Raw genomic sequence first — 21,240 nt, 5'->3', positions numbered from 1 at the left:
TCAGGGCACCACCCTCACCGCGGTAAAGGCGATGCTCTGCATGATACCCCATGTTTTCAAGCCGCAGCGTGACTCGCTGTCGCTCGAGATCCATCGGGTATTTCCAGCCGCCACTTAGCCACAAAATGGCGGCTGAACTCCGCGTTGGCTTGCGCCAACACGGGTGACTGACTTGCCTCAGGCGTCGGCCTGATTTTCCTGTGCAGACACCGGCGCAGCTTCATCGAAATGTGGCTGTGGCTGGTTGGTCAGTTTGGAAAGGATACTCGCCAAGGTCTGGCGCATTTCCGGGCGACGCACGATCATGTCGATCGCGCCTTTCTCAATCAGGAACTCACTGCGCTGGAAGCCCGGCGGCAGCTTTTCACGTACGGTCTGTTCGATAACGCGTGGACCGGCAAAGCCGATCAGCGCCTTCGGCTCAGCGATGTTGATATCGCCCAGCATTGCCAGACTGGCGGAAACGCCACCCATGGTCGGGTCAGTCAGTACTGAAATGTACGGCAGACCACGCTCCTGCAGTTTCGCCAGCGCAGCGCTGGTCTTCGCCATCTGCATCAGCGACATCAGCGCTTCCTGCATACGGGCACCGCCACTGGCTGAGAAACACACCAGCGGACAGTTATCTTCTAGCGCCTGCTCAACAGCACGCACAAAGCGTGCACCGACTACAGACGACATGGAACCGCCGATAAAGGCAAATTCAAACGACGCGGCGACAATAGGCATGCCATATAACGTGCCTTTCATCACGACCAACGCATCTTTTTCACCGGTTGCTTTCTGTGCGGCAACCAGACGATCTTTGTATTTCTTGGAATCCTTGAACTTCAGAACATCTTTCGGTTCCAGTTCGCTACCCAGCTCCACTTCACTGCCTTCATCCAGCAGAGTATGCAGACGCATACGCGCAGTCATGCGCATGTGGTGGTCGCATTTTGGGCACACTTCCAGATTACGCTCCAGCTCGGCGCGGTAGAGAACCTGACCGCAGCTATCGCATTTGGTCCAAACCCCTTCAGGAATGCTCGCCTTACGGGTTTGGGTAATATTGCTCTTGTTAAGAATTCGTTCAATCCAGCTCATCGATGACCTTTCTGTTTGAACCTGGCAGACGCCAGTCCGCAGTTCATGCTTTAACAATCCCCCCGTAAACAGACCCAATGAAAAAGTGCCCGAGTAAAACGCGACAAGCGCGCGACAGAGGCACTGATTTCAAGGTTGTTCACAGGAACAGACCATAAATGTCGCTCATTAAACCATATCGGCCCGGCACTGTGGACAAAAAACTGGTCGAACCGACAGGTTAAGCGATGTTTTTACTGTTTTTGCTGGCGGGCAGCCGCGCGCTTATGGCGCCAAATTTCAATGATGCCCGGCAGAATTGAAACAATGATGATAGCCACGATCAACAGTTTCAGGTTTTCCTGCACGATCGGCAAATCGCCGAAGAGATAACCAGCATAGGTGAACAGCAGCACCCAAACCAGCGCACCAATCACGTTGTAAGCCGCAAAATGGCGATAGGACATATGCCCCATTCCGGCAACGAACGGCGCAAATGTGCGCACGATCGGTACAAAACGCGCCAAAATAATCGTCTTCCCGCCATGCTTCTCATAAAACTGATGCGTTTTATCCAGGTAACTGCGACGGAAGATTTTCGAATTCGGGTTGCTGAAAAGCTTTTCTCCGAATAGCCGTCCAATAGTGTAGTTCACCGCATCCCCAAGTATCGCCGCACCTATCATCAGCGCGACCATAGTGTGTACATTCAGATCATTGGTCGGCAACGCCGCCAACGCCCCCGCAACGAACAACAGAGAATCCCCTGGCAAGAACGGCGTCACCACCAGCCCGGTTTCGCAAAACAGAATCAGGAACAAAATACCGTACACCCACATACCGTATTGCGCCACCAGCTCAGCCAGATGCACGTCAATATGCAGAATAAAATCAATCACAAACTTGATGATGTCCATAGGTTCTCTCTTTTACCGGGTGTCTCACCCACTCGGCAGGTACACAAGGGAACAACGCGTCAGGCGCGCCGGCGTTTAATCGTCGGGTAAAAACAGTGGCCCCATCGGGGGCCGGGGTAGGGCAAAGTGCTCAGGGTAATCAACGCTAACCAGGTATAACCCTTCGGCCCGCGCCGTCGCCGCAGCCAGATTACGATCTTTCAGTGCCAGTAATTCGGCCATCCAATTCTCATCCTGATTGCCGCAGCCAATTTCCATCAGGCTACCGACAATATTGCGAACCATATGATGCACAAAGGCATTCGCCTTGATATCTACCACAATATACTCACCATAGCGCGTAACCTTAACGTGTTTTACGTTACGCCATGGCGTGCGTGACTGACATTGCACGGCGCGAAACGACGTAAAGTCGTTTTCGCCCAACAACGCCTGCGCCGCCCTCTCCATGCGCTCGGCATCCAGCGGGTGATAAAAATGCGTCATCCCCTGCTGCAATACCGCCGGACGATAACGGTGGTTATAAATAATGTAGCGGTAACGGCGTGCCGTAGCGCTGAAGCGTGCATGGAAATCTTCAGCAACGCCGGTCACCCAACGCACAGCAATATCCGGCGGCAGATGGGTATTTACCCCCATCGTCCAGGCGGCATCCTTACGCTGCGCGGTGGTTTCAAAATGCACCACCTGGCCGGTAGCATGCACCCCGGCATCGGTACGTCCAGCACACAGCACGTTGATCGGCGCATTGGCCACTTTACTCAACGCCTGTTCCAGACAGGCCTGTACACTGGCCACTTCCTGCTGACGCTGCCAGCCGTAATAACGGCTACCGTCATATTCAATCCCCAGCGCGATTTTCAAGGTCGGCTGGGTGGGCAAGACAACCTCGGACATCAGTACATCTGCTCCTGCACCAGACGTTCTGCGGTTTCGATCGCCATCAATGCGCCGCCAAAGCGTACGTTGTCAGCTACCGACCAGAACTGCAGGATTTCAGGAATGCCGTAGTCATTACGCAAGCAGCCAACGCTCAGCGCGTCGCTGCCGGAAGCTTCCGTCACCTGAGTCGGGTAATCGTCTTCTTCGCTCAGTTGGATATCATCCACCTGTTCCAGTTCGCTACGTGCTTCTTCCGCAGACATCGGGCGCAGGGCTTCCAGATGAACGACCTGTGCATGGCCATAGAACACCGGCGACTGCACGCAGCTCACGGAAATCGGTAACCCTTCGTCCTGCAGCACTTTACGCACCTGATCGACAATCAAACGTTCTTCACGCACGCTGCCCTGCTCGTCGGTCAGCAACGGCAACAGGTTGAATGCCAACTGCTTGGCGAAAACGCCAGGCTCAGCGGGAATTCCATTCAACAGGCGTGCACTTTGGCCCGCCAGATCGTCGACAGCCACTTTGCCGCGTGACGATACCGACATCAGGGTCGTCACGTGCAGGCGAGAAAGCCCGGCCTGTTCGGTCAGCGGTTTGATTGCGGTCAGCAGTTGGCTGACCATGCTGTCCGCCACGGCAACAATATTGCGGTTACGGTAATCGGCCAGCACCTGCGGGTTAACCCCAGGCACCACCAGTGGAACATCCGGCTCCAGCGCAAACAGGCCGCTGGTGTCGATCACCAGGCACCCCATATTGCCTGCTTCTTCCGCATAGCGAGCCGAGGCCTCAGTACCGGCAACAAAGAATGCTAACTGAGCTTGCGACCAGTCGAACTCTTCCGCTTTTTGCACCAGCACTGACTTGCCATTGAAGCGCACGGTCGCACCTGCACCACGTTCGCTGGCCAAAGGATAGAGTTCGCCCACCGGGAACTGGCGTTCCTGTAACAATTCCAGCAACGCTTCACCTACCGCGCCAGTGGCACCAAGTAGAGCGATATTCCAGCCGTCAGACATTGGGTTTCTCCAGAGTATTTATTCAAATGCAAATGGGCGGCTAATGCACCGCCCTGATAACAAAATTAGTCGCTGTGGCTTAAGAAAGCCTTACGCTATCAAAAAGCCCAGCGCGTTCAGCAGCTCCGCACTGGCGCTGTCATTGCACTGGACGCGCAATGAAGACCACTCGCGGCGCTCCTGATAATGCTTGCGCAGACGATCGAATTCACCCGGTTGCCCGGCCACTTTACGCAGCGGCGCATCGTCGCGGCGCACATCATACACCAAGTGCATCAATCGTTTTAATTTGCCTTCGTCCAGCGGCCCATTGAGTTGGATCTGGCTGAATTCGGGCACCGGCAACAGCGAGGCCAGCGCGATCTGCTGAGGCTGCCCCAGGTGGCGGCTGAAGGCTTCAAACACCTGCGTCGTGCCGCGTGCTTTGCCTTCCAGCGTATAGCCAGCGATATGTGCAGTACCTATGTCCACCCGCGCCAGCAGCGGCAGAGACAGTTCCGGTTCCGGCTCCCAAACGTCCAGTACCGTGCTGAGTTTTTTACCTTTTTCCAGCGCCTGCAACAGCGCAGCATTGTCCACCACCGGGCCGCGGCAAGCGTTAATCAAAATGCGGTTATCCGGCAACGCCGCCAACAGCTCCGCGTCCACCAAATGCAGCGAGTGATAAGGGCCGGATTTATTCAGTGGCGTGTGGAAGGTCAGGACATCGGCTTCTGCCACCAGTTTCTCCAGCGGCCAGAATTCCTCGCTATCGCCCCGTTCAGCACGCGGTGGATCGCACAATAACGTACGCACACCCAAGGCTTTCAAGCGGGCGTCCAGACGCGACCCTACATTGCCGACACCGATAATGCCGACGGTTTTATCGCGCAATTGAAAACCGTCGCGTTCTGCCAGCAGCATCAGTGCAGAGAACACATATTCCACCACGGCAATCGCATTACAGCCCGGAGCCGCAGAGAAACCGATACCTTGCTGTTGCAACCAGGCGTCATCGACATGGTCAGTGCCCGCGGTTGCGGTACCGACAAAACCAACGCGGGTGCCGGCCAGCAGCGCTTCATTCACTTTAGTGACCGAACGCACCATCAGCGCATCGGCATCTGCCAGCGCATCGCTCGGGATCGGGCGCCCAGGCACGGCCTGCACATTCCCTAAACGACTGAACAATTCAGTCGCATACGGCATATTTTCATCGACCAGGATTTTCACTTATTGCTCCGACGGTTTACGGCTATTTATACCCAAAATAATTGGCGTTGCATCGAGGTGGCAAGCGCAGCAATCCCCTGGGGCTTACTCAAGTAAGTGACGGGGGTGTGCTCGCAGCCAAACAGAGGCAACGTCAAGTATGAAGGGTTATCTGGGAAATAGTGTGCCACTGAATCAGGCCCGGCGAAAGCGCTCGGGAGTCGTGCCGGCGATTTGCTGAAACATGACGATAAACGCCGATGCCGAGCTATACCCCACGTCCAGCGCGACCTCCTGCACGGTTTTCCCCTGTTCCAACAGCGAAACGGCGTGCAAGAAGCGCAGCCGCTGGCGCCATTCGCTGAACGACATGCCCAGATCCTGCTGGCAACGGCGCGATAGCGTGCGCTCGGTGGTATAGACGCGGGCAGCCCAGGCGGCAAGTGAGGTATTGTCCGATGGGCAGTGCTCCAGGGCTTCCAGTACCGGTGCCAGGAACTTGTCTTCGGATGTGGGTAAATACGTTTGTTGCACCGGCGAAACATGCAATTGGTCGATCAGCGCACGACACAGGCGCAGATCCTGTTTGCTTTGCGGAATGTATTGTTTGCGGGCGTAGAAGTCTTCGGCAATGGCCCGAAAAATCGGGGTGACACTCACCAGACAAGGCGCCTCCGGCAGCCCGGCGCACAGCGGCAAGGCAATATCCACCATGCGGCACTGTGCCAAACGTTGGTTATAACAGGAGTGTTCAATTTCCGCCGGTGCCCACAGCACAAACTCCGGCGGAGCCAGAAAACGCTGGCCGCCGATGCGTAACACCATGACCCCAGCCTTTACCCACATCAATTGCCCCCAGCTATGACGGTGGGGCTGGAACTCCGTACGCGCATTGAATTCCTCGCAGCGGAATTGCACCGGACGCGGTGCAGGGATCAGCGCTTCGGGGAAATGACGGATTTCTGGCATGGTTTCGTCCCGTTACTTGTCTTGTTTAGGATAAATATTGTCTGGATATCACTATATATAATAAACCGGACACGCGTAAACTAGCCAGCATGTCAGTCGTTAATGAGAATAATTATCATGAATATGCTCTTCCCTTTGCTGGCGGTCTTGATTTGGTCAATCAATGCCGTGGTCAGCAAGCTCTCGGCCACCGCAATCGATCCGGCCGCCATTTCCTTCTATCGCTGGCTCCTGGCGCTCGTCACCCTGACCCCCTTCGTGTTGCCTGGCGTAGTTCGTCACTGGTCGGCAATACGTGCCAACTGGTGGAAATTGATGATTCTCGGCATGCTTGGCATGGTGCTGTATCAGAGCCTGGCGTACTACGCAGCACACAGCGTTAGCGCACTGTTTATGGGCATCATTGTCTCGCTGATCCCATTACTGACCATTCTGATCAGCATTGTGCTGTTGCGCGTCGCGCCAACGGTGGGTATTGCTATCGGCAGCCTGTTGTCTTTGGGGGGCCTGATCTGGCTGGTCAGCGCCGGTAACCCGGCGGAATTGTTGCACCACGGTATCGGCAAAGGTGAATTGATGATGTTTGCGGCTACCGCCTCTTATGCGCTGTACGGCGTGCTGACCAAACGCTGGGCGATTGCTCTGCCAAACTGGCAGTCATTGTATGTACAGATACTGTTCGGCGTGGTGTTGTTGTTGCCGAATTTCCTGATGGCGCAAGACGTCGCGTTAACCCGTCAGAATATCCCCCTGGTCTTGTTCGCCGGCATCCCTGCGTCGATTATCGCGCCATACTTGTGGATCCACGGGGTTATGCGCTTGGGGGCCAATACGGCATCTATCTTTATGAATCTGGCACCGGTATTTACCGCCATCATTGCAGTGTTGTTCCTGCATGAACACCTGCACAGTTACCACCTGATCGGCGGCGGCATTACTCTGCTCGGCGTAATCCTGTCACAGCGCCTACGTACTCCGTTGGCGCGTAAAGCGAAACAAGCCGCAGAGTGCGAAAGCTAAGGTAACAGTTGAAAACGCACCCGCACCAGTAAGCCACCCAGTGTGGCCGAGGTTAACAACTCTGGGCGGGTGCCATGGTAACGGGTGATATCGCTCACCAGCGCCAACCCCAGCCCTGCGCCGGGTTGACCGCCCACGTTATCCAGCCGATGGAACGGCTGGAGCGCCTGCGCAGTGTCCTGTTGGGCAATGCCTGGGCCGCTGTCTTCAATTTCCAGTACCCCCTCCCCGCCCAATCTGTCCATGATGAGCCTTGCCGTTACCATGCCCTGATGCGGCGTATACTTCAGTGCGTTATCCAACAGGTTGGCGCACAGTTCCGTCAGCAGCAGCGCTTCTCCCCCCACCCAGCATACCGACTCTCCCTCATAGCCAAGATCGATACGTTTACTGCGCGCCTGTGGCAGACGCGAAAAACACGCATCTCGCAGCACCTGCGCCAGGTTCACCGGCTGCAACTTGCGATCGGCATCGTGTTCATGGGCTTTGAGCCTTGAGAGATAAAGCAGACGATCGGTCAACGCCACGGTGTTATCCAATGTGGCGCTCATCGCGACCAGACTTTCCCGCCACTGCTCCGGCTGATCGCTTGCCAGCGCAACCCCTACCTGCGTTTTCAGCACGGTTAACGGCGTCCGCAATTGATGTGAAGCATCGGCGCTAAAGCGCTCCTGACGTGCCACCATCACTCGCAACCGCTCGATATAACGGTTAAACGCCAGCAGTAGCGGCTGCATTTCCGACCAGGGCAACACCATTGGCAGCGGCGTTAATTCCCCCGGATCACGTCGCAACATGATGCCTGAAAGCTTGCGCATCGGTTTGAGCACCCGCTTGAGAAGCCCAAAGGCCAGGATCATGGTCAACACGACCACGGTCCCCTGACTGAGTAGCGCAGAGAGCATCATCTGCCGCGCCAGATAGCGGCGTGACTCCAGCGTTTCAGCCACCAATATGGTTGCCATGCCCATCACGCCAGATTCGTTGATGGGTTGGTACAAGGCGGCAACGCGAATCGGGCGTCCGCGATACTCGGCATCATAAAAATGCACCAATGCGGGATACAAGCTTGAACGCAGAATATGGGGCGGCATCGGCGGCAAATCGTCATAGCCAGAAATGCTTCGGCCTTCTGGCGAGATCACCTCGTAGTAAAGTTGATCGTTCATGTTGCGCTCGAAACTGTCGAGCACGACATAGGGGACGTCCGCTTCCAAACGCCCATTACGCACCACCAGCCGCTCCGCCACGGTGCGCGCCGATGCCAGCAGCGTACGATCGTAAGCCAGCGTGGCGGCGTTCATTGCACTGAAATAGTGGGTATAAATCGAGATACTGCCTAACACCAGCAGGGGTAAGCCAAAGAACAATAACAGTTGGTAAAACAACGATTGCGGCGCGTTAAACCACCTCATTGCAAAGCTCCAGGCTGTAGCCCAGACCGCGCAGAGTGATAATTGCCACATTGCTGCCCTGCAGCTTTTTCCGCAACCGGTGAACATAGAGTTCAATGCTCTCCGGGTTAGCCTCATCGGCCAAGGTAAATACCTGTTCGAACAACTGCTGTTTGGCAACCGGACGCCCACGGCGGTGAATCAATGCCGTCAGCACCGCCAGTTCACGCGGTGTCAGTTGCAGCGGCTTGTCGTCCAGTTGGAAATAGCCCTCATCGTGATAAGTCAGCGCACCGTATTGCAGCGCTTGCTGAGTGACACCGACGCTGCGGCGCAGCAACGCCCGAATGCGGGCTTCCAGCTCATCGAGTTCGAAGGGTTTCGTCAGATAGTCGTCGGCACCCAGATTCAGTCCCTTCACCCGATCGGCCACGTCGGTTCTGGCCGTCAACAGCAATACCGGCAAGTCCTGCCCACGTTTGCGCAATCGGGCCAGCAGTTCCAGACCATTCAGGCGCGGCAATGCCACGTCTAACACCACCAACGCGTAGGTTTCATTTAACAGCAAATGGTCGGCTGCCAACCCGTCTGGCGCAATATCGACGGCAAAGCCGACACCGGTCAGCGCCTTTTGCAACCAATGGGATAACTCAGGGTGGTCCTCAACCAATAACAGACGCATGCTTCCATTCCATTGATTTATCTATGCTCGCAGGCCGAATGCTGCGCTATCGCATCAGGATCCGGCGTCATACGAATTAACATGTTTATAACAGAAGGATGGCATGGAAGCCGCTGTGATAGAAGGGTTATGCCGGACCAGTTTTGGGAGCTGGAACACAATTGCGGCACTGAATAAACCCTGAACTGTCGACGAGGGCGGCTAACGTCGTGGTCGAGGTATTATTTTTCGCTGTCGGCGAGGGCAATATCAAATACCGGCTGTAATTTGGCAGGACTGAACGGGGGTGAAACCAGCACAGTGCGATTATTGGTGGAAAAAACAATATCAATGCCGGTGACACAGGCGGTCATCTGGCAAGCATACTTTTTGCCATTATCTTTGGAGAAGTGCAGTTCAAAAACACCGATATCCGGGCGCAGGCGCTTCAACCGGCAATGCCCCGAGGCCCCTGTCATCTCATCATAGGCCGTTGGTAGCATCTTGATTGCACTGACTTTGGCGCTGTCCCTGCCACCGAATAATTTCCCTAATGAAAACATATCAATCCCCCCATCATCATTTTATTTTTAATCATTTTATCTCAAGACAAAAAGGGTAAAACTGACATTACGCAGCCTTTAAGCCAAGTTTACAGGCTGTTCTTGCGCCCTGACATGTGTTAGCGCACAGGCAATCTGCTGTTTCAGCACAGGTGTTTTGCCCCCAACAGGAGATGCATATCACATCCCGAAAACTTTTTCGTCCGTTGAAAGGTAAATGAAAGGTTGTTGATTTAACAATCCAGCAACCCGTATCGGCGGGGATCCGCAACGACAGAAAAATACCTTGGGGAAAGCAATGAAAAAAATAATCACCCGCACTCTGACCGCTACCGCTCTGCTGTTGGCAGCCAATCAAGCCTTTGCCGTGGAAGCACCGAAACGTACCGAATGTATCGCCCCCGCCAAGCCCGGCGGCGGATTTGACCTCACTTGTAAGCTGATTCAGGTGTCCTTGCAGGAAACCCACGCTATCGATAAACCGATGCGCGTCACCTATATGCCCGGTGGTGTCGGCGCGGTCGCCTATAACGCCATCGTCGCCCAGCGGCCGGCAGAATTCGGCACGGTGGTTGCCTTTTCCGGTGGATCACTGCTGAATCTGTCACAAGGAAAATTCGGCCGTTATAACGTGGATGACGTGAAATGGCTGGCCGCTGTCGGTACCGACTACGGCATGATCGCCGTCCGCGCCGACTCGCCGTATAAAACGCTGAAAGACCTGATGGATGCCTTCAAAAAAGATCCAAACAGCGTGGTGTTCGGTGCCGGTGCTTCTATCGGGAGCCAGGACTGGATGAAAACGGCCCTGCTGGCACGTGAAGTGGGTATCGATCCCCATAAAATGCGCTACGTCGCGTTCGAAGGCGGCGGCGAGCCCGTGACCGCACTGCTCGGCAACCACATTCAGGCGGTATCAGGCGATCTGAGTGAAATGGTTCCCTACTTGCAGGGTGACAAAATTCGCGTACTGGCGGTCTATGCTGACCAACGTCTGCCTGGCCAGTTAGCGAATGTCCCCACCGCCAAAGAACAGGGCTTCAATCTGGTCTGGCCGATTATCCGCGGCTTCTACGTCGGCCCGAAGGTCAGCGAAGAGGAATACCAGTGGTGGCTCGATACCTTCCAGAAAATGATGACGACCGAAGAGTTCAAAAAACAACGTGATCTGCGTGGCCTGTTCGAATTCAACCTGACCGGCAAAGAACTGGATGCCTACGTGAAAAACCAGGTCAATCAGTACCGCGAACAAGCCAAAGTTTTCGGCCTGGCCAAGTAACAGGGGGATACCATGAGCGATCGCATTTTCGCCGGTCTCTGGCTGCTGTTGTGCATTGGGGGGTTGTTTATCGGTTGGGGGATCCAGAGCGAATACAGCTACGAACCCCTGGGGCCACGTCCCTTCCCTCTGGCCATTCTCAGCCTGATGGCACTGTGTGCTGCGCTGTTGCTGTTGAACAAACCGCAGGCCGTTGAGTGGCCACATAACAAGGTGATGCAACGTCTGCTGGTACTGGTCATTACGTTGGTGCTGTATGCCTGGGGCTTCGAATGGCTGGGTTTTCCGCTGGCAACCGCGCTGCTGACCTTTAGCATTGGCCTGTTGTTCCAGGCCAGTCTACCGGCAGCTTTGGTGTCCGGCGCATTCATGGGCGTAGCCTTGTATTACGCCTTTGACCGCTTACTTGATGTAACACTGCCACTCGGCGTTTGGCTGAGCTAACGGGGGCGACGATGGATACCTGGATGTACTTATCTCAAGGGTTCGAGGTGGCACTGGTGCCACAGAACCTGATTATCGCTCTGATCGGCTGCTTCGTCGGCACGATTGTCGGCTTGCTGCCGGGGCTGGGGCCAATCAACGGCGTGGCAATCCTGTTGCCACTGGCGTTTGCCCTTAAGCTGCCGGCCGAATCTGCACTGATCCTGCTGGCAACGGTGTATATCGGCTGTGAATACGGTGGCCGCATCTCCTCAATACTGCTTAACGTCCCGGGTGACGCCGCAGCAATCATGACCGCATTGGACGGCTACCCCATGGCGCAGCAAGGCCGTGCCGGCGTGGCACTGTCGATCTCGGCGGTCAGCTCCTTTACCGGTTCACTCATTGCTATCGGCGGGATTATCCTGTTCGCTCCGCTGTTGGCGCGTTGGTCGCTGGCGTTCGGGCCGGCCGAATATTTTGCTCTGATGGTATTCGCTATTGCCTGTCTGGGTAGCATGATGAGTCAAAATCCACTGAAATCGTTGCTGGCGGCGCTGATTGGTCTGGGACTGGCAACGGTCGGGGTGGACGCTAACACGGGTGTTTACCGCTTCACCTTCGACAGCATCCACCTCTCCGACGGTGTGCAGTTCATTGTGGTCGTTATCGGTCTGTTCTCGGTCAGTGAAATTCTGTTGATGCTGGAAAGCACCAGCGGCGGACAAAAATTGGTGCGCAAAACCGGTCGGTTATTGTTCAACCGCAAAGAGGCCGCTCAGTGCGTGGGCCCTACATTGCGTTCTTCCGTGGTGGGGTTCTTTGTCGGCATCCTGCCGGGTGCCGGCGCCACGATTGCCAGCGCCCTCACCTACATGACCGAAAAGAAAATCAGCGGCAACAGCGACACCTTCGGTAAAGGGGATATTCGCGGGGTTGCCGCGCCAGAAGCGGCCAACAACGCTTCAGCCTGTGGCTCATTCATCCCTATGTTAACGCTGGGTGTCCCTGGGTCTGGTACCACCGCAGTCATGATGGGCGCGCTGACGCTGTACAACATCACGCCAGGCCCGGCGATGTTCACTGAACAGCCCGATATAGTCTGGGGGTTGATTGCCGCACTGCTGATTGCCAACGTGATCTTGCTGATCATGAACCTGCCGTTGGTGGGCCTGTTTACCCGTATGTTGACCATACCACTGTGGTTCCTGGTACCTGCGATTGCCGCCGTATCCGCGGTAGGGGTGTACGCCGTACACAGCACAACCTTTGACCTGCTGTTGATGATCGGACTTGGGGTGTTTGGTTACATTTTGAGGAAAATGCATTTCCCGATGTCACCGCTCATTTTGGGTTTCGTATTGGGAGAGATGTTAGAACAAAACCTGCGCCGGGCGCTGTCGATCAGCAACGGAGAGTTTGGCATCTTGTGGAGCAGCAGCATCGCGCAAACGCTGCTGGTATTGGCGGTGTCTGTATTGGTGCTGCCGCCATTGCTGCGTAAATTGCGCAAACGCCGCGTGTCGGCGGAAGCGGCTAACGCCGACTAAGTCGTCAGGGGGGCGGGTAATAACCCTAAGACCGATCGTTTAAGCGTGCTTGAACGATCCGACCAGCGAGAGACAAATCCGGCGTCAGCCCCCTGACGCCGGATTTTTTTGTTTGAACACGGTATGGATTTCATTGTTGATGCTTTTTTCCCTACCTTGTCCCCGCATTGCCACCCAAACACAGCCTAAAACTTGGCAATGCACGGGATAGCGGGCGTCCCTCATCCAGATATCATCTTATCTGCTCTGCCCCCGGAAAAACGCAAGAAACCAATCGATCGATATAACCGATTCATAAAACAAATTTGATAGAATCTGACTATTGATTGAATTTTATCGATCGGTATAAGTGATTTGCCACAGGACAAAAATTAGTCAATATATAAATTGCAGCGTTCATTATAATAAAATTATTAAATCGGCCAATCTAATGATTGCCATTTATAAATCAGGATTATAAATGACACGCCTCACCGCTGCACGAAACCGCTTCATACATCGAATATCATTTTCATCTTAAACACAAACGGATCTGCATGAAAAACTTCACAATGGAATGGGAATTAATATGAAACCAGGGATTGCAATGTATAAAAATTTCATTTTTTTTATTGTTTTTTCATTCTCTCAGCAAGCTGTCGCTGGCGCATATATGCTTCCTGTCTCTTTTGTTAACTGGACGGTGGTTCAATCTTTGGTTGCATGGGATGAGAGTACATCCGATCTCAACCCTTGCTATCGATGGGCCTCTTGTTTTATTGGTCCGGATGTAAAATACAGTACCCGATATCCGGGGCTATATGGTTCCTGTATAGAGTCTAACAACTGTCTCCGAATTGAAAATTACAGAACGGCAAAAGAAGTAGAGATCGCGTGGAAAGCTTCCTTTGGCATTCCCTGGACCTCAAGGCCTTATAAAGTAAATGGCAGTGATGCCAGCTGCGTTGGGCTTTTTTATACACGGACACCCTCAATATCCGGAGGTGCACTTTTATGGCCCAATTCTGTTTGCGGTAAATTACCCCCACCAAACCAATCTTGTAATGTGAATATCCCAACGGTGATAGATTTTGGTACGCTTACGCAAGATGAAATTTACGGGGCGGAAAGAAACATTCAGGGAACAGTTGAGTGCTCCCTAACAGGAACTGTAAAAATATATTCACAGTCGACATTAGGCGAAGATAGAATTTATTTAAATGGCAACAAGAATTTTTATTCTACGCTATTTTTGGATGGGAAGTCCGCATGGACGGGTGTTGATTACTATTTAATGGGTAAAACACCCAAAAATATAAGCCTGAAAGCAAAAATGACAGCCAATGAAATCATCAGTCCCGGACCTTTCTCGGGGAATGCTATTATTTACATTGCCTTCCTCTAGGTGTCTGCTGCATAACCCCGGTAGTCAACCTATATTGACCACCACATTACACTGTTTAGCCTTACTCTGAATCAAGCCGGGTTGCGGTATATTCACAAACGCCGCCTGGCGTTTGAAACAACCAAGGCTGAGTGAGTCAACAGGGCAGGATAACGCCCCTGCCCTGTTCATTTAACGCTTAATTTCGCTTATCGCTCGCTCCAGGCCCGCAATATCATTGCCCGCCAGCAAGGGCTGCACACAGGCAAAATCCTCGGCTGACAAATCATAAATGCGCAAAGCCAGTAACCGAGCAATGATCTGCGGGGTAAATCGCAGCTTTATCGGTCGCGCCGGATTACCGCCCACAATGGTGTAAGGCTCAACGTCCGACGTCACAATACTGCCTGCGGCAACTATCGCCCCTTCACCAATGGTCACGCCCGGCATCAGCATCGCCCGCATCCCTATCCAGCAGCCATCCCCCAAACGGGTATCGCCTTTCGGCTTATAGGCAGCCTGGATGCTTTCCATCATCGGGTACAGGCAAAACCAATCGATGCGGTGGGTATGGTTACCCCCCATCAGGATGACGGTTTCTGCGGCAATACAGACATAATCGCCAATCAGCAATTGGTCTATCGCCCCTAGCGGGGGCCACTGTTGACTCACCGCATCCCCGTGTAAATAACGCACCACGGAGCGTTCAAAGCCGTCATCCAGGTAGTCGCTGTAATAGCTGTGGGTTCCCTTGACGATAATGTTGGGGTTGGTCACCGTTTGGTGCAGTAATTCTGTTTTTGACCAGTGTTTTTCAGTCATGGCGCTTTCTCTGTAATCTGTTACAAGAGCCACAGCCTAGTGTCTGTGGCAGTGTTTTTAGGTCACAAAACACTGCCTGATTAAGCGATTAACGCCCGTTTTAATCTTGGGTTGTTCGTCATTGATGCCTCCAAATTTCGGCCCAAGGGTAACAAATCACGCCTCCGCCGTCTTGCTCTTCAGCATCAATACTCCGCCCATCACCAGCGCGCTGCCCAGCAACTGCAACTGATTCATGTTTTCCCCCAGCAGGAAATAGGCGATCACCGCCGTGAATACCAATTCCAGCGACAAAATCAGGTTAGCCACCGCCAATGGCAAGGTTTTCAAGCTGATGTTGTACAAACCGAATCCCAACAGCGTCGGGCCTGCCGCCAGAGTCAGCAGTAATAACCAACCACGCCACTCGATGCCTTCAACGCCGTGGGACAAGAACCACAACGAGCCGGTCATGCCATGGAATGCCGCCAACGGATATAATGTCAGCGCAGCATTGAACAACCACTGATAGATCGCCGAGAAACCGAACACATACAAAATTGTATTCCACACCGGGTAATGGCGCTCTGTCGCCACCCGCCCCCCCAACGTGTAAAGGGTATAACCAATGCCTGACAACATGCCCACCAGCAATCCCAATACATTGAAATGGCTGTTGCCCATGCTGTCGCCGTTACTGACCAAGAAGCAGCCCCCCAGGCTGACCACAATCACCACCAATTGACGCAGGCTCAGGCGCTCGCTGTACATCATCCACCCCAGGAACACAGTAAAACCGACCGAACAATAGGTCAGGATGGTTGCCACCGACGCACCGTTAAGCGCCACCGACAATGTCCACAAACTGTTGAACACCGCCAGTAACAGGCCATAACAAGCATAAAATGGCACCTGTGAACGTTGTAAGCGCGCCCACTCAGGCTTGAATAACAACAGAATCGGCAATAACACCAACGCAACCAGCGCCGCTCGCCAAAAGGCCAGCACAAAGGTCGGCAGGTGATAATACTCCGTAAGTACACGAATAATGATGGCGGTAAAAGCCAGTAGCATGGCGCTGATAATCGCGATCGCATATCCCTGACTGCTGCCCTGTAAAAAACGCGCGCCCGGTAAAACCGGCCTGGCTGAAATACCTGATGGTAATGACATGACACCCTCAAAAAACTGCGGTAATACACCTGGGCAGAGATTCTAACGCCACACAACTTTGCCGCCAGAGCCACTTTGCCCTGATGTTATGCAGGCCACTTTTATCCGCTTGAAGGCCAGTCGCTATGGGGTATAGTAAAAATCCGCACCGTTAACCGAGCCAATTGCGCATGCATATTCCGTTAGACCGTCAGCAGGATGTTCCGCTGTATTTGCAAATTGAAGAGGCGCTGCGGCGGGCAATCCTAAGCGGTGTTTTTGTCGATGGTGATAAACTCCCCTCCACCCGTACGCTTGCCGGCGAATTGGCTGTCAGCCGGCTGACGGTAGAGAATGCCTATGCCGAACTGGCCGCCAAAGGTTTTCTGCATCAACGGCGCGGCAGCGGTGCCTATGTATTACACCCGCTGCAACACCCCGCTCAGCCGCGCCCAAAGCCCGATGTGCTGTTCCCGGCAGAACGTTTCACCACCCTGACCTCGCGGCTGGATGGCTACCCCGATACGCCTTTGCCGGACAATGTCATCAACTTTGCGGCCGGTGTTGGCAGCCCAAAAGTGTTTCCTCAGGAAGAATTCCGCAAGATATTGCTGTCGGTGCTCAACCGCCATGCAGAGGACGCTTTCAGCTATGGCGAGTACTGCGGGTATTACCCTCTGCGCGATACATTGGGGCGCATTCTCACCGCCCAGGGCATTCCTACTCATGCGGAACAGTTGTTGATCACCAACGGCTCGCAGCACGCCATCAGCCTGATTGTACAAAGCCTGCTGGAGCCGGGTGATACGGTGATCGTCGAACAACCCACTTACGCCGAAATTCTGGGGTTACTGCGCCTGCATCGCATTAATATCGTTACCCTCCCCAGCGATCGTCACGGTATGCGGGTTGAACAACTGCCCGCCCTGCTGGAAAAGCACCGCCCAAAGTTGATTTACACCATTCCCAACTTCCAAAACCCCACCGGCCGTTGTCTGAGTGAAGCCCGCCGTCGGCAATTGCTGGCGCTGGCCCAACAGGCTGGCGTGATGATACTGGAAGACGATTTTGTCGGTGATCTGCGCTACAACGGCAAACAGCTGCCCTCGCTTCGGGCCCTGGCACAGCCAGGCACGGTGATTTATGTCAGTACTTTTTCCAAAATGCTGCTGCCCAGCATGCGCATCGGCTATCTGGTGGCAGACAGCGAACACTACCAACGGATCGCCCGACTAAAGCACGTTGACAGTTTCACCAGCTCGAACCTGATCCAGCGAGCGCTGGACGCATTCGTTACCATTGGGCGCTACGACAAGCAGCTGCGACGCGCCGGACGCATCTACCGGCAGCACCGCGACACCATGGTGGCAGCCTTGCAGCAACACCTGCCGCATGGCTGTCAGTTTGAAACGCCGGAAGGCGGGCTGTTCATCTGGTTGACGCTACCTACCCGCGTCAGTACCGAAGCACTGATGCCGGTAGCCTGGAAAGAAGGAGTGACCTTTGCGCGAGGAGAATGCTTTTATGCCGAGGAGCAACGTGGCGCCCATGGCATGCGATTAAATTTCGCGGCCAATACGCCGCCGCTGATTGAAGAAGGAATCGCCCGACTATGCCGGGCGATTCGTCAGGTGATGACGTCAGAACACGCCGCTCCCCCCTAAATCATGGGCGTTATATCACATAGGCCGGGTTACACCCCGGCCCACCACAACCGCAGTTTCATCCCCCAATAGCTGGTCCAGCCGGTGGTGCTCTGTACCACCTTGCCTTTGGAAATCACCACCAGCGTGGGTGTGACGCCGATTTGCCACTGCGCAGACAACTGCCCCTGCGGATCGTTAACCACAGGTAACGTCACGCGTTTGCCCGCCATCCACTGCGCCACCTGACGATCGTCGCCGGAGCGCAGTGCCACGGTAAGCACGTTGCTCCCTTCGTCAGCCAGTTTGGCAACATACGGCGTGGTGAAACGGCATACGCCACACCAGCTGGCCCAGAAATAGACCAGCAGTGGCTTATCCTGGCTGAGCTGAGCCAGTGACACCTGCTGGCCACTTAGCGTCGTCAACATGTGCGAATCAAACGCTGCCGGTGCCTGCGGGGCGCGTAACCAGTCCATGCCAAACGCCACCACCAGCAGGATCAACAGCAAGACCAGCAGTTCGCGCGCCCAGCGCCGCAGCCTAGCCATTTTTCACTTTCGCCAATTGCTGTTTCACCAACGTCTCCAGGTCTTCATAAGAGACCGCACCCGGCAGCATCTGATCGCCGATCAGCGTCGCTGGCGTTCCTTGCACACCCAGTTTCTCTGCCAACGCCATATTTGTGCGCAGGGTGGTCATGCTCAGTTCACTCGGCGAGACCGCTTTTACGCCGGTTTTCTGCTGTGCAGCGGCAATGCTGGCATTGTCGTGGAAGCCTTTTTTAGCCATCAGACGTTGGTGCAACGCCCAGAATTGGTCCGGATGCTGTTGCCAGGTCGTCAATGCCACACGCGCCGAACTGACCGAGCTTTCCCCCTTAAAAGGCAGCAATTTCACTACCAGCGCCACATCTGGATATTGTTTGACGATCTTCTCCAGCATCGGATCAAAACGCTTGCAGTACGGGCAATTGTAATCGGTAAAGGTCACCATGGTCAGTTTGGCGTTGGCGGCCCCTAAGCGTGGGCTGGCAGGATCGTCGTACAGCACGCTGGCATTTTGTTTGATCGCTTGGCTAATTTGTTGTCCCGCTGTCTGTTGCTGCCAGGCGTCTACCGCCTGTGCCAGAATATCCGGATTAGACACCAAGGTTTCACGGATCAGCTCTTTAATGCGCGCCTCTTGTTCAGACGTAAATGGCGCAGCGGCCCAAACAGGGGTAACAATCAGCATCAGTAAAATCATTAATTTTTTCATTGTACGTTTCCTTTGGCGGCGGACAGGGTTTGTAATACGGCATCGCGGGTCAACAGCGGGGATAACACCACGCCATCTGGGCTGCCGGGGCCATAAATCTGGTTAAAAGGCACGGCAACGCTGCCGCGCTGTTGCAGGAAGGCGCTAATCTCGGCCGATGGACGGCTCCAATCGCCACGCAGAGCAACAACGTCATCGGCGCTCAGTGCCTTTTGCACATCGTCACGCAGCAGGACGTTGAATTTATTGGCTTTACAGGTTACGCACCAGTCGGCGGTCACATCGACAAACACCCGTTTATTTTGGGCCAATGCCTGGGTGATTGCCTGCTCGCTCAACGGTTGCCAAACCACGTTGTCGTGCAGCGGCTGACGCCACAGCCCGGCAGTGAGAGAACCGGCCAACAACACGACACCGACCAACACCAGCGTGCCAGCCGCCAACTTAGCAGCCAGACGCACGCCATGTTGCCAGCCAACGGCCAACAACAACGCCAGCAGTGCGACACCGCCCACCACCAACGTTGGCACCATGCCAATATGGTTGACCATCAGGCTCAGCAACCACAGTGAAGAGGCAAGCATCAACAGCCCCATCACCAACCGCAGGCTGTTCATCCAACGGCCCGGCCTTGGCAAGCGCAGCGCCAGTGCCGGCCAGGCGGCAATGAGTAGCCATGGCAGGCTCATGCCGATACCCAGTGCGACAAACATCCCCCACAACACCGGCAAGGGTGCTGCCAGAGCAAAGGCCACTGCGGTCCCCAGGAAAGGTGCAGAACACGGCGTTGCCAGCAAGGTAGCAAAAGCGCCCTGCCAGAAATGCCCACCCAAGCCACGGCCGTTGTGGGTTGCCAGTTTGGTATTTAATGAAGAGGAAAGTTGCAGATGGAACAGGCCAAACAGGTTAGCGCTGAACAGCAGCGTAACCAGCACCATAAAACCAATGAACCACGGATTTTGGAACTGGATACCCCAACCCAGCGCCTGATTGCTCAACCGCAGCAGCGTCATTAGCAACGCTAACGCCATGAACGAGGCCACAATACCCAGGGTCGACGCGAGGAACTGTAACCGGATGCTCTGACGGTCGCGATGCTCTACCTGAAGAATTGAACCGAGTTTAATCCCCAGAACCGGCAGGACGCAGGGCATCAGATTGAGAATCAACCCACCCGCAAGCGCCATCAGCACCGCTTGCCACAGCGAGAAGCTCGCCGCAGCCGGCAAGGCCAGCGGCCCGCCAATCGGCAACGTCACCTGCTGCGCCAACCCGTTATCGCTGATCACCAACGTCAAGGTTTTACCGCGCAAATCCGGTGCGCTGTCCCCCCAACCATCGCTGACCGGCACCCGCGCTAACATGTGCGTACCCTCGCGACTCACCTTTGGCTTACCGAGATCAGCATCTTCCAGCGTATCGAAGAACAGTTCAGGCTGCTGCCAACCGGCGCCACGCTCAGCGCTGATGTGCAGTTCGCCACGCTGGTAGCCGGCTTTAATACTGTCCACCAACCCATCGGCAATCGGCACCTGCCCCATCGCCTGGGCAAAATCATGGGTAAATTGCGCGTCAGAGGCGGTACCAAGATCCAGGCTGAATGGATAGTCGGTCAGGATACAGACGTTGCTGCACGTTGACAGCGTCAGGGTCCCTGCCAACTTGCGCGGTGCTGCCCCCTTCATCACCATAGGCAGTTCAACCCGATCGTGATAACCCTGGGTAGAAATACCGGCAACATCAAAGCGCTGCGGCGTCGGCCAAAACCAGGTGGCGGGTGGCGGATTGCCCTGCCAGGTTATGGCCGGTGCTATACCGCCCTCACCGGGCGAACGCCAATAGGTTTTCCAGCCTTTTTGCAGCGCTATTGCCAGCAGTAATCGGGTTTCCCCATTTTGCGAGGTATCGGCACGCAGTCGCACCTTCGCGTGATCATTCGTCGGACTTTGCAGCCAGCCGCTATCCGCCGCCTGCAAAGCAGGCAGCCATAGCATTAACAGGCAGGCTAACGCCGACCTGATGATATTCAACATGTTCTTTCTCCATAAAATAAATCAATCACCAACGGGAAGGGGCGATTAA

The 21,240-nt window shown here is 54.7% G+C and carries 20 protein-coding genes; 6 read left to right on the top strand and 14 right to left on the bottom strand.

Features of this window, described 5'->3' with window-relative positions; all coding sequences use genetic code 11:
- Positions 1-177: 177 nt before the first annotated feature.
- The 6 genes from accD to JOE25_RS21895 form a co-directional block, all read right to left on the bottom strand.
- Positions 178-1,086, bottom strand: coding sequence for an acetyl-CoA carboxylase, carboxyltransferase subunit beta (accD, locus tag JOE25_RS21920; protein ID WP_209638877.1), 909 nt, complete (start codon positions 1,084-1,086; stop codon positions 178-180).
- Positions 1,087-1,319: 233 nt separating this feature from the next.
- The gene (locus JOE25_RS21915) at positions 1,320-1,982 is read right to left on the bottom strand and encodes a DedA family protein (RefSeq protein ID WP_020827873.1); all 663 of its coding nucleotides are present in this window, start codon (positions 1,980-1,982) and stop codon (positions 1,320-1,322) included.
- A 75-nt stretch (positions 1,983-2,057) separates the two neighbouring features.
- Positions 2,058-2,879, bottom strand: coding sequence for a tRNA pseudouridine(38-40) synthase TruA (truA, locus tag JOE25_RS21910; protein ID WP_209638875.1), 822 nt, complete (start codon positions 2,877-2,879; stop codon positions 2,058-2,060).
- Positions 2,879-3,889 carry an aspartate-semialdehyde dehydrogenase gene (locus JOE25_RS21905; RefSeq protein ID WP_209638874.1) on the bottom strand — a complete coding sequence of 337 codons (1,011 nt, stop codon included), beginning with the start codon at positions 3,887-3,889 and terminating at the stop codon, positions 2,879-2,881. The genes truA and JOE25_RS21905 overlap by 1 nt, the downstream gene beginning before the upstream one ends.
- Positions 3,890-3,979: 90 nt before the next feature.
- The gene (pdxB, locus tag JOE25_RS21900) at positions 3,980-5,101 is read right to left on the bottom strand and encodes a 4-phosphoerythronate dehydrogenase PdxB (RefSeq protein ID WP_209638872.1); all 1,122 of its coding nucleotides are present in this window, start codon (positions 5,099-5,101) and stop codon (positions 3,980-3,982) included.
- A gap of 174 nt (positions 5,102-5,275) precedes the next feature.
- Positions 5,276-6,049 (bottom strand): helix-turn-helix transcriptional regulator, encoded by a 774-nt coding sequence (locus JOE25_RS21895; RefSeq protein WP_209638870.1) that lies wholly within the window; start codon positions 6,047-6,049, stop codon positions 5,276-5,278.
- Positions 6,050-6,166: 117 nt separating this feature from the next.
- Between JOE25_RS21895 and JOE25_RS21890 the strand changes: the two genes are divergently transcribed.
- On the top strand, positions 6,167-7,069 hold the full coding sequence (locus JOE25_RS21890; RefSeq protein ID WP_209638868.1) for a DMT family transporter: 903 nt from the start codon (positions 6,167-6,169) through the stop codon (positions 7,067-7,069).
- Here the strand turns inward: JOE25_RS21890 and JOE25_RS21885 are convergent.
- From JOE25_RS21885 to JOE25_RS21875, 3 genes are all read right to left on the bottom strand, one after another.
- Positions 7,066-8,484: a sensor histidine kinase gene (locus JOE25_RS21885; protein WP_209638866.1), complete on the bottom strand. Its 1,419-nt coding sequence runs from the start codon at positions 8,482-8,484 to the stop codon at positions 7,066-7,068. The two genes, JOE25_RS21890 and JOE25_RS21885, sit on opposite strands and share 4 nt — an antisense overlap.
- The gene (gene tctD, locus JOE25_RS21880; RefSeq protein ID WP_209638864.1) at positions 8,471-9,145 is read right to left on the bottom strand and encodes a transcriptional regulator TctD; all 675 of its coding nucleotides are present in this window, start codon (positions 9,143-9,145) and stop codon (positions 8,471-8,473) included. The genes JOE25_RS21885 and tctD overlap by 14 nt, the downstream gene beginning before the upstream one ends.
- Before the next feature lie 221 nt (positions 9,146-9,366).
- Complete coding sequence (locus JOE25_RS21875; RefSeq protein ID WP_209638862.1) at positions 9,367-9,687, bottom strand: hypothetical protein; 321 nt, start codon at positions 9,685-9,687, stop codon at positions 9,367-9,369.
- Positions 9,688-9,985: 298 nt separating this feature from the next.
- On the opposite strand from JOE25_RS21875, the gene JOE25_RS21870 reads away from it, so the two are divergent.
- The 4 genes from JOE25_RS21870 to JOE25_RS21855 all read left to right on the top strand — a co-directional run bounded on the left by JOE25_RS21870 (position 9,986) and on the right by JOE25_RS21855 (position 14,323).
- Positions 9,986-10,966 (top strand): tripartite tricarboxylate transporter substrate binding protein, encoded by a 981-nt coding sequence (locus tag JOE25_RS21870; RefSeq protein ID WP_209638860.1) that lies wholly within the window; start codon positions 9,986-9,988, stop codon positions 10,964-10,966.
- 12 nt (positions 10,967-10,978) lie between these two features.
- Entirely contained in the window at positions 10,979-11,410 is a 432-nt protein-coding gene (locus tag JOE25_RS21865) for a tripartite tricarboxylate transporter TctB family protein (protein ID WP_209638858.1), read from the top strand.
- An 11-nt stretch (positions 11,411-11,421) separates the two neighbouring features.
- Positions 11,422-12,939, top strand: coding sequence for a tripartite tricarboxylate transporter permease (locus JOE25_RS21860; protein WP_209638857.1), 1,518 nt, complete (start codon positions 11,422-11,424; stop codon positions 12,937-12,939).
- A 568-nt stretch (positions 12,940-13,507) separates the two neighbouring features.
- The gene (locus JOE25_RS21855) at positions 13,508-14,323 is read left to right on the top strand and encodes a hypothetical protein (protein WP_209638855.1); all 816 of its coding nucleotides are present in this window, start codon (positions 13,508-13,510) and stop codon (positions 14,321-14,323) included.
- Between the two features lie 171 nt (positions 14,324-14,494).
- Here the strand turns inward: JOE25_RS21855 and JOE25_RS21850 are convergent, their stop codons facing one another.
- Both JOE25_RS21850 and JOE25_RS21845 read right to left on the bottom strand, forming a co-directional pair.
- Positions 14,495-15,124 (bottom strand): CatB-related O-acetyltransferase, encoded by a 630-nt coding sequence (locus tag JOE25_RS21850; RefSeq protein WP_209638853.1) that lies wholly within the window; start codon positions 15,122-15,124, stop codon positions 14,495-14,497.
- A 156-nt stretch (positions 15,125-15,280) separates the two neighbouring features.
- Complete coding sequence (locus JOE25_RS21845) at positions 15,281-16,276, bottom strand: DMT family transporter (RefSeq protein ID WP_209638851.1); 996 nt, start codon at positions 16,274-16,276, stop codon at positions 15,281-15,283.
- A gap of 170 nt (positions 16,277-16,446) precedes the next feature.
- Between JOE25_RS21845 and JOE25_RS21840 the strand changes: the two genes are divergently transcribed.
- Positions 16,447-17,919, top strand: a complete 1,473-nt coding sequence (locus JOE25_RS21840; protein WP_209638849.1) for a PLP-dependent aminotransferase family protein — start codon at positions 16,447-16,449, stop codon at positions 17,917-17,919.
- Positions 17,920-17,948: 29 nt separating this feature from the next.
- On the opposite strand, the gene JOE25_RS21835 is transcribed toward JOE25_RS21840, so the two are convergent.
- The 3 genes from JOE25_RS21835 to JOE25_RS21825 are packed head-to-tail and all read right to left on the bottom strand — an operon-like array spanning position 17,949 to position 21,191.
- Positions 17,949-18,449, bottom strand: coding sequence for a protein disulfide oxidoreductase (locus tag JOE25_RS21835; RefSeq protein WP_209638847.1), 501 nt, complete (start codon positions 18,447-18,449; stop codon positions 17,949-17,951).
- Entirely contained in the window at positions 18,442-19,158 is a 717-nt protein-coding gene (locus JOE25_RS21830) for a DsbA family protein (RefSeq protein ID WP_209638845.1), read from the bottom strand. Before JOE25_RS21830 ends, JOE25_RS21835 begins: the two co-directional genes overlap by 8 nt.
- Positions 19,155-21,191: a protein-disulfide reductase DsbD domain-containing protein gene (locus JOE25_RS21825; protein WP_209638844.1), complete on the bottom strand. Its 2,037-nt coding sequence runs from the start codon at positions 21,189-21,191 to the stop codon at positions 19,155-19,157. The genes JOE25_RS21830 and JOE25_RS21825 overlap by 4 nt, the downstream gene beginning before the upstream one ends.
- Positions 21,192-21,240: the final 49 nt, after the last annotated feature.

Source organism: Serratia sp. PL17, from assembly GCF_017832355.1.
In the GTDB taxonomy this organism is placed as follows: Bacteria; Pseudomonadota; Gammaproteobacteria; order Enterobacterales; family Enterobacteriaceae; genus Serratia.
The sequence above is the reverse complement of the archived record's forward strand: the minus strand, read 5'-3'. Positions and strand labels throughout refer to the sequence as shown.

Bases quoted from the DNA above. Each gene is read 5' to 3' on its own strand.
- JOE25_RS21890 (WP_209638868.1), top strand. From the start codon at position 6,167: ATGAATATGCTCTTCCCTTTGCTGGCGGTCTTGATTTGGTCAATCAAT.
- JOE25_RS21915 (WP_020827873.1), bottom strand. From the start codon at position 1,982: ATGGACATCATCAAGTTTGTGATTGATTTTATTCTGCATATTGACGTG.
- JOE25_RS21825 (WP_209638844.1), bottom strand. From the start codon at position 21,191: ATGTTGAATATCATCAGGTCGGCGTTAGCCTGCCTGTTAATGCTATGG.
- JOE25_RS21865 (WP_209638858.1), top strand. From the start codon at position 10,979: ATGAGCGATCGCATTTTCGCCGGTCTCTGGCTGCTGTTGTGCATTGGG.
- accD (WP_209638877.1), bottom strand. From the start codon at position 1,086: ATGAGCTGGATTGAACGAATTCTTAACAAGAGCAATATTACCCAAACC.
- JOE25_RS21875 (WP_209638862.1), bottom strand. From the start codon at position 9,687: ATGTTTTCATTAGGGAAATTATTCGGTGGCAGGGACAGCGCCAAAGTC.
- JOE25_RS21840 (WP_209638849.1), top strand. From the start codon at position 16,447: ATGCATATTCCGTTAGACCGTCAGCAGGATGTTCCGCTGTATTTGCAA.
- JOE25_RS21845 (WP_209638851.1), bottom strand. From the start codon at position 16,276: ATGTCATTACCATCAGGTATTTCAGCCAGGCCGGTTTTACCGGGCGCG.
- JOE25_RS21905 (WP_209638874.1), bottom strand. From the start codon at position 3,889: ATGTCTGACGGCTGGAATATCGCTCTACTTGGTGCCACTGGCGCGGTA.
- JOE25_RS21850 (WP_209638853.1), bottom strand. From the start codon at position 15,124: ATGACTGAAAAACACTGGTCAAAAACAGAATTACTGCACCAAACGGTG.
- truA (WP_209638875.1), bottom strand. From the start codon at position 2,879: ATGTCCGAGGTTGTCTTGCCCACCCAGCCGACCTTGAAAATCGCGCTG.
- JOE25_RS21830 (WP_209638845.1), bottom strand. From the start codon at position 19,158: ATGAAAAAATTAATGATTTTACTGATGCTGATTGTTACCCCTGTTTGG.
- JOE25_RS21870 (WP_209638860.1), top strand. From the start codon at position 9,986: ATGAAAAAAATAATCACCCGCACTCTGACCGCTACCGCTCTGCTGTTG.
- JOE25_RS21860 (WP_209638857.1), top strand. From the start codon at position 11,422: ATGGATACCTGGATGTACTTATCTCAAGGGTTCGAGGTGGCACTGGTG.
- JOE25_RS21855 (WP_209638855.1), top strand. From the start codon at position 13,508: ATGAAACCAGGGATTGCAATGTATAAAAATTTCATTTTTTTTATTGTT.
- JOE25_RS21895 (WP_209638870.1), bottom strand. From the start codon at position 6,049: ATGCCAGAAATCCGTCATTTCCCCGAAGCGCTGATCCCTGCACCGCGT.
- tctD (WP_209638864.1), bottom strand. From the start codon at position 9,145: ATGCGTCTGTTATTGGTTGAGGACCACCCTGAGTTATCCCATTGGTTG.
- JOE25_RS21835 (WP_209638847.1), bottom strand. From the start codon at position 18,449: ATGGCTAGGCTGCGGCGCTGGGCGCGCGAACTGCTGGTCTTGCTGTTG.
- JOE25_RS21885 (WP_209638866.1), bottom strand. From the start codon at position 8,484: ATGAGGTGGTTTAACGCGCCGCAATCGTTGTTTTACCAACTGTTATTG.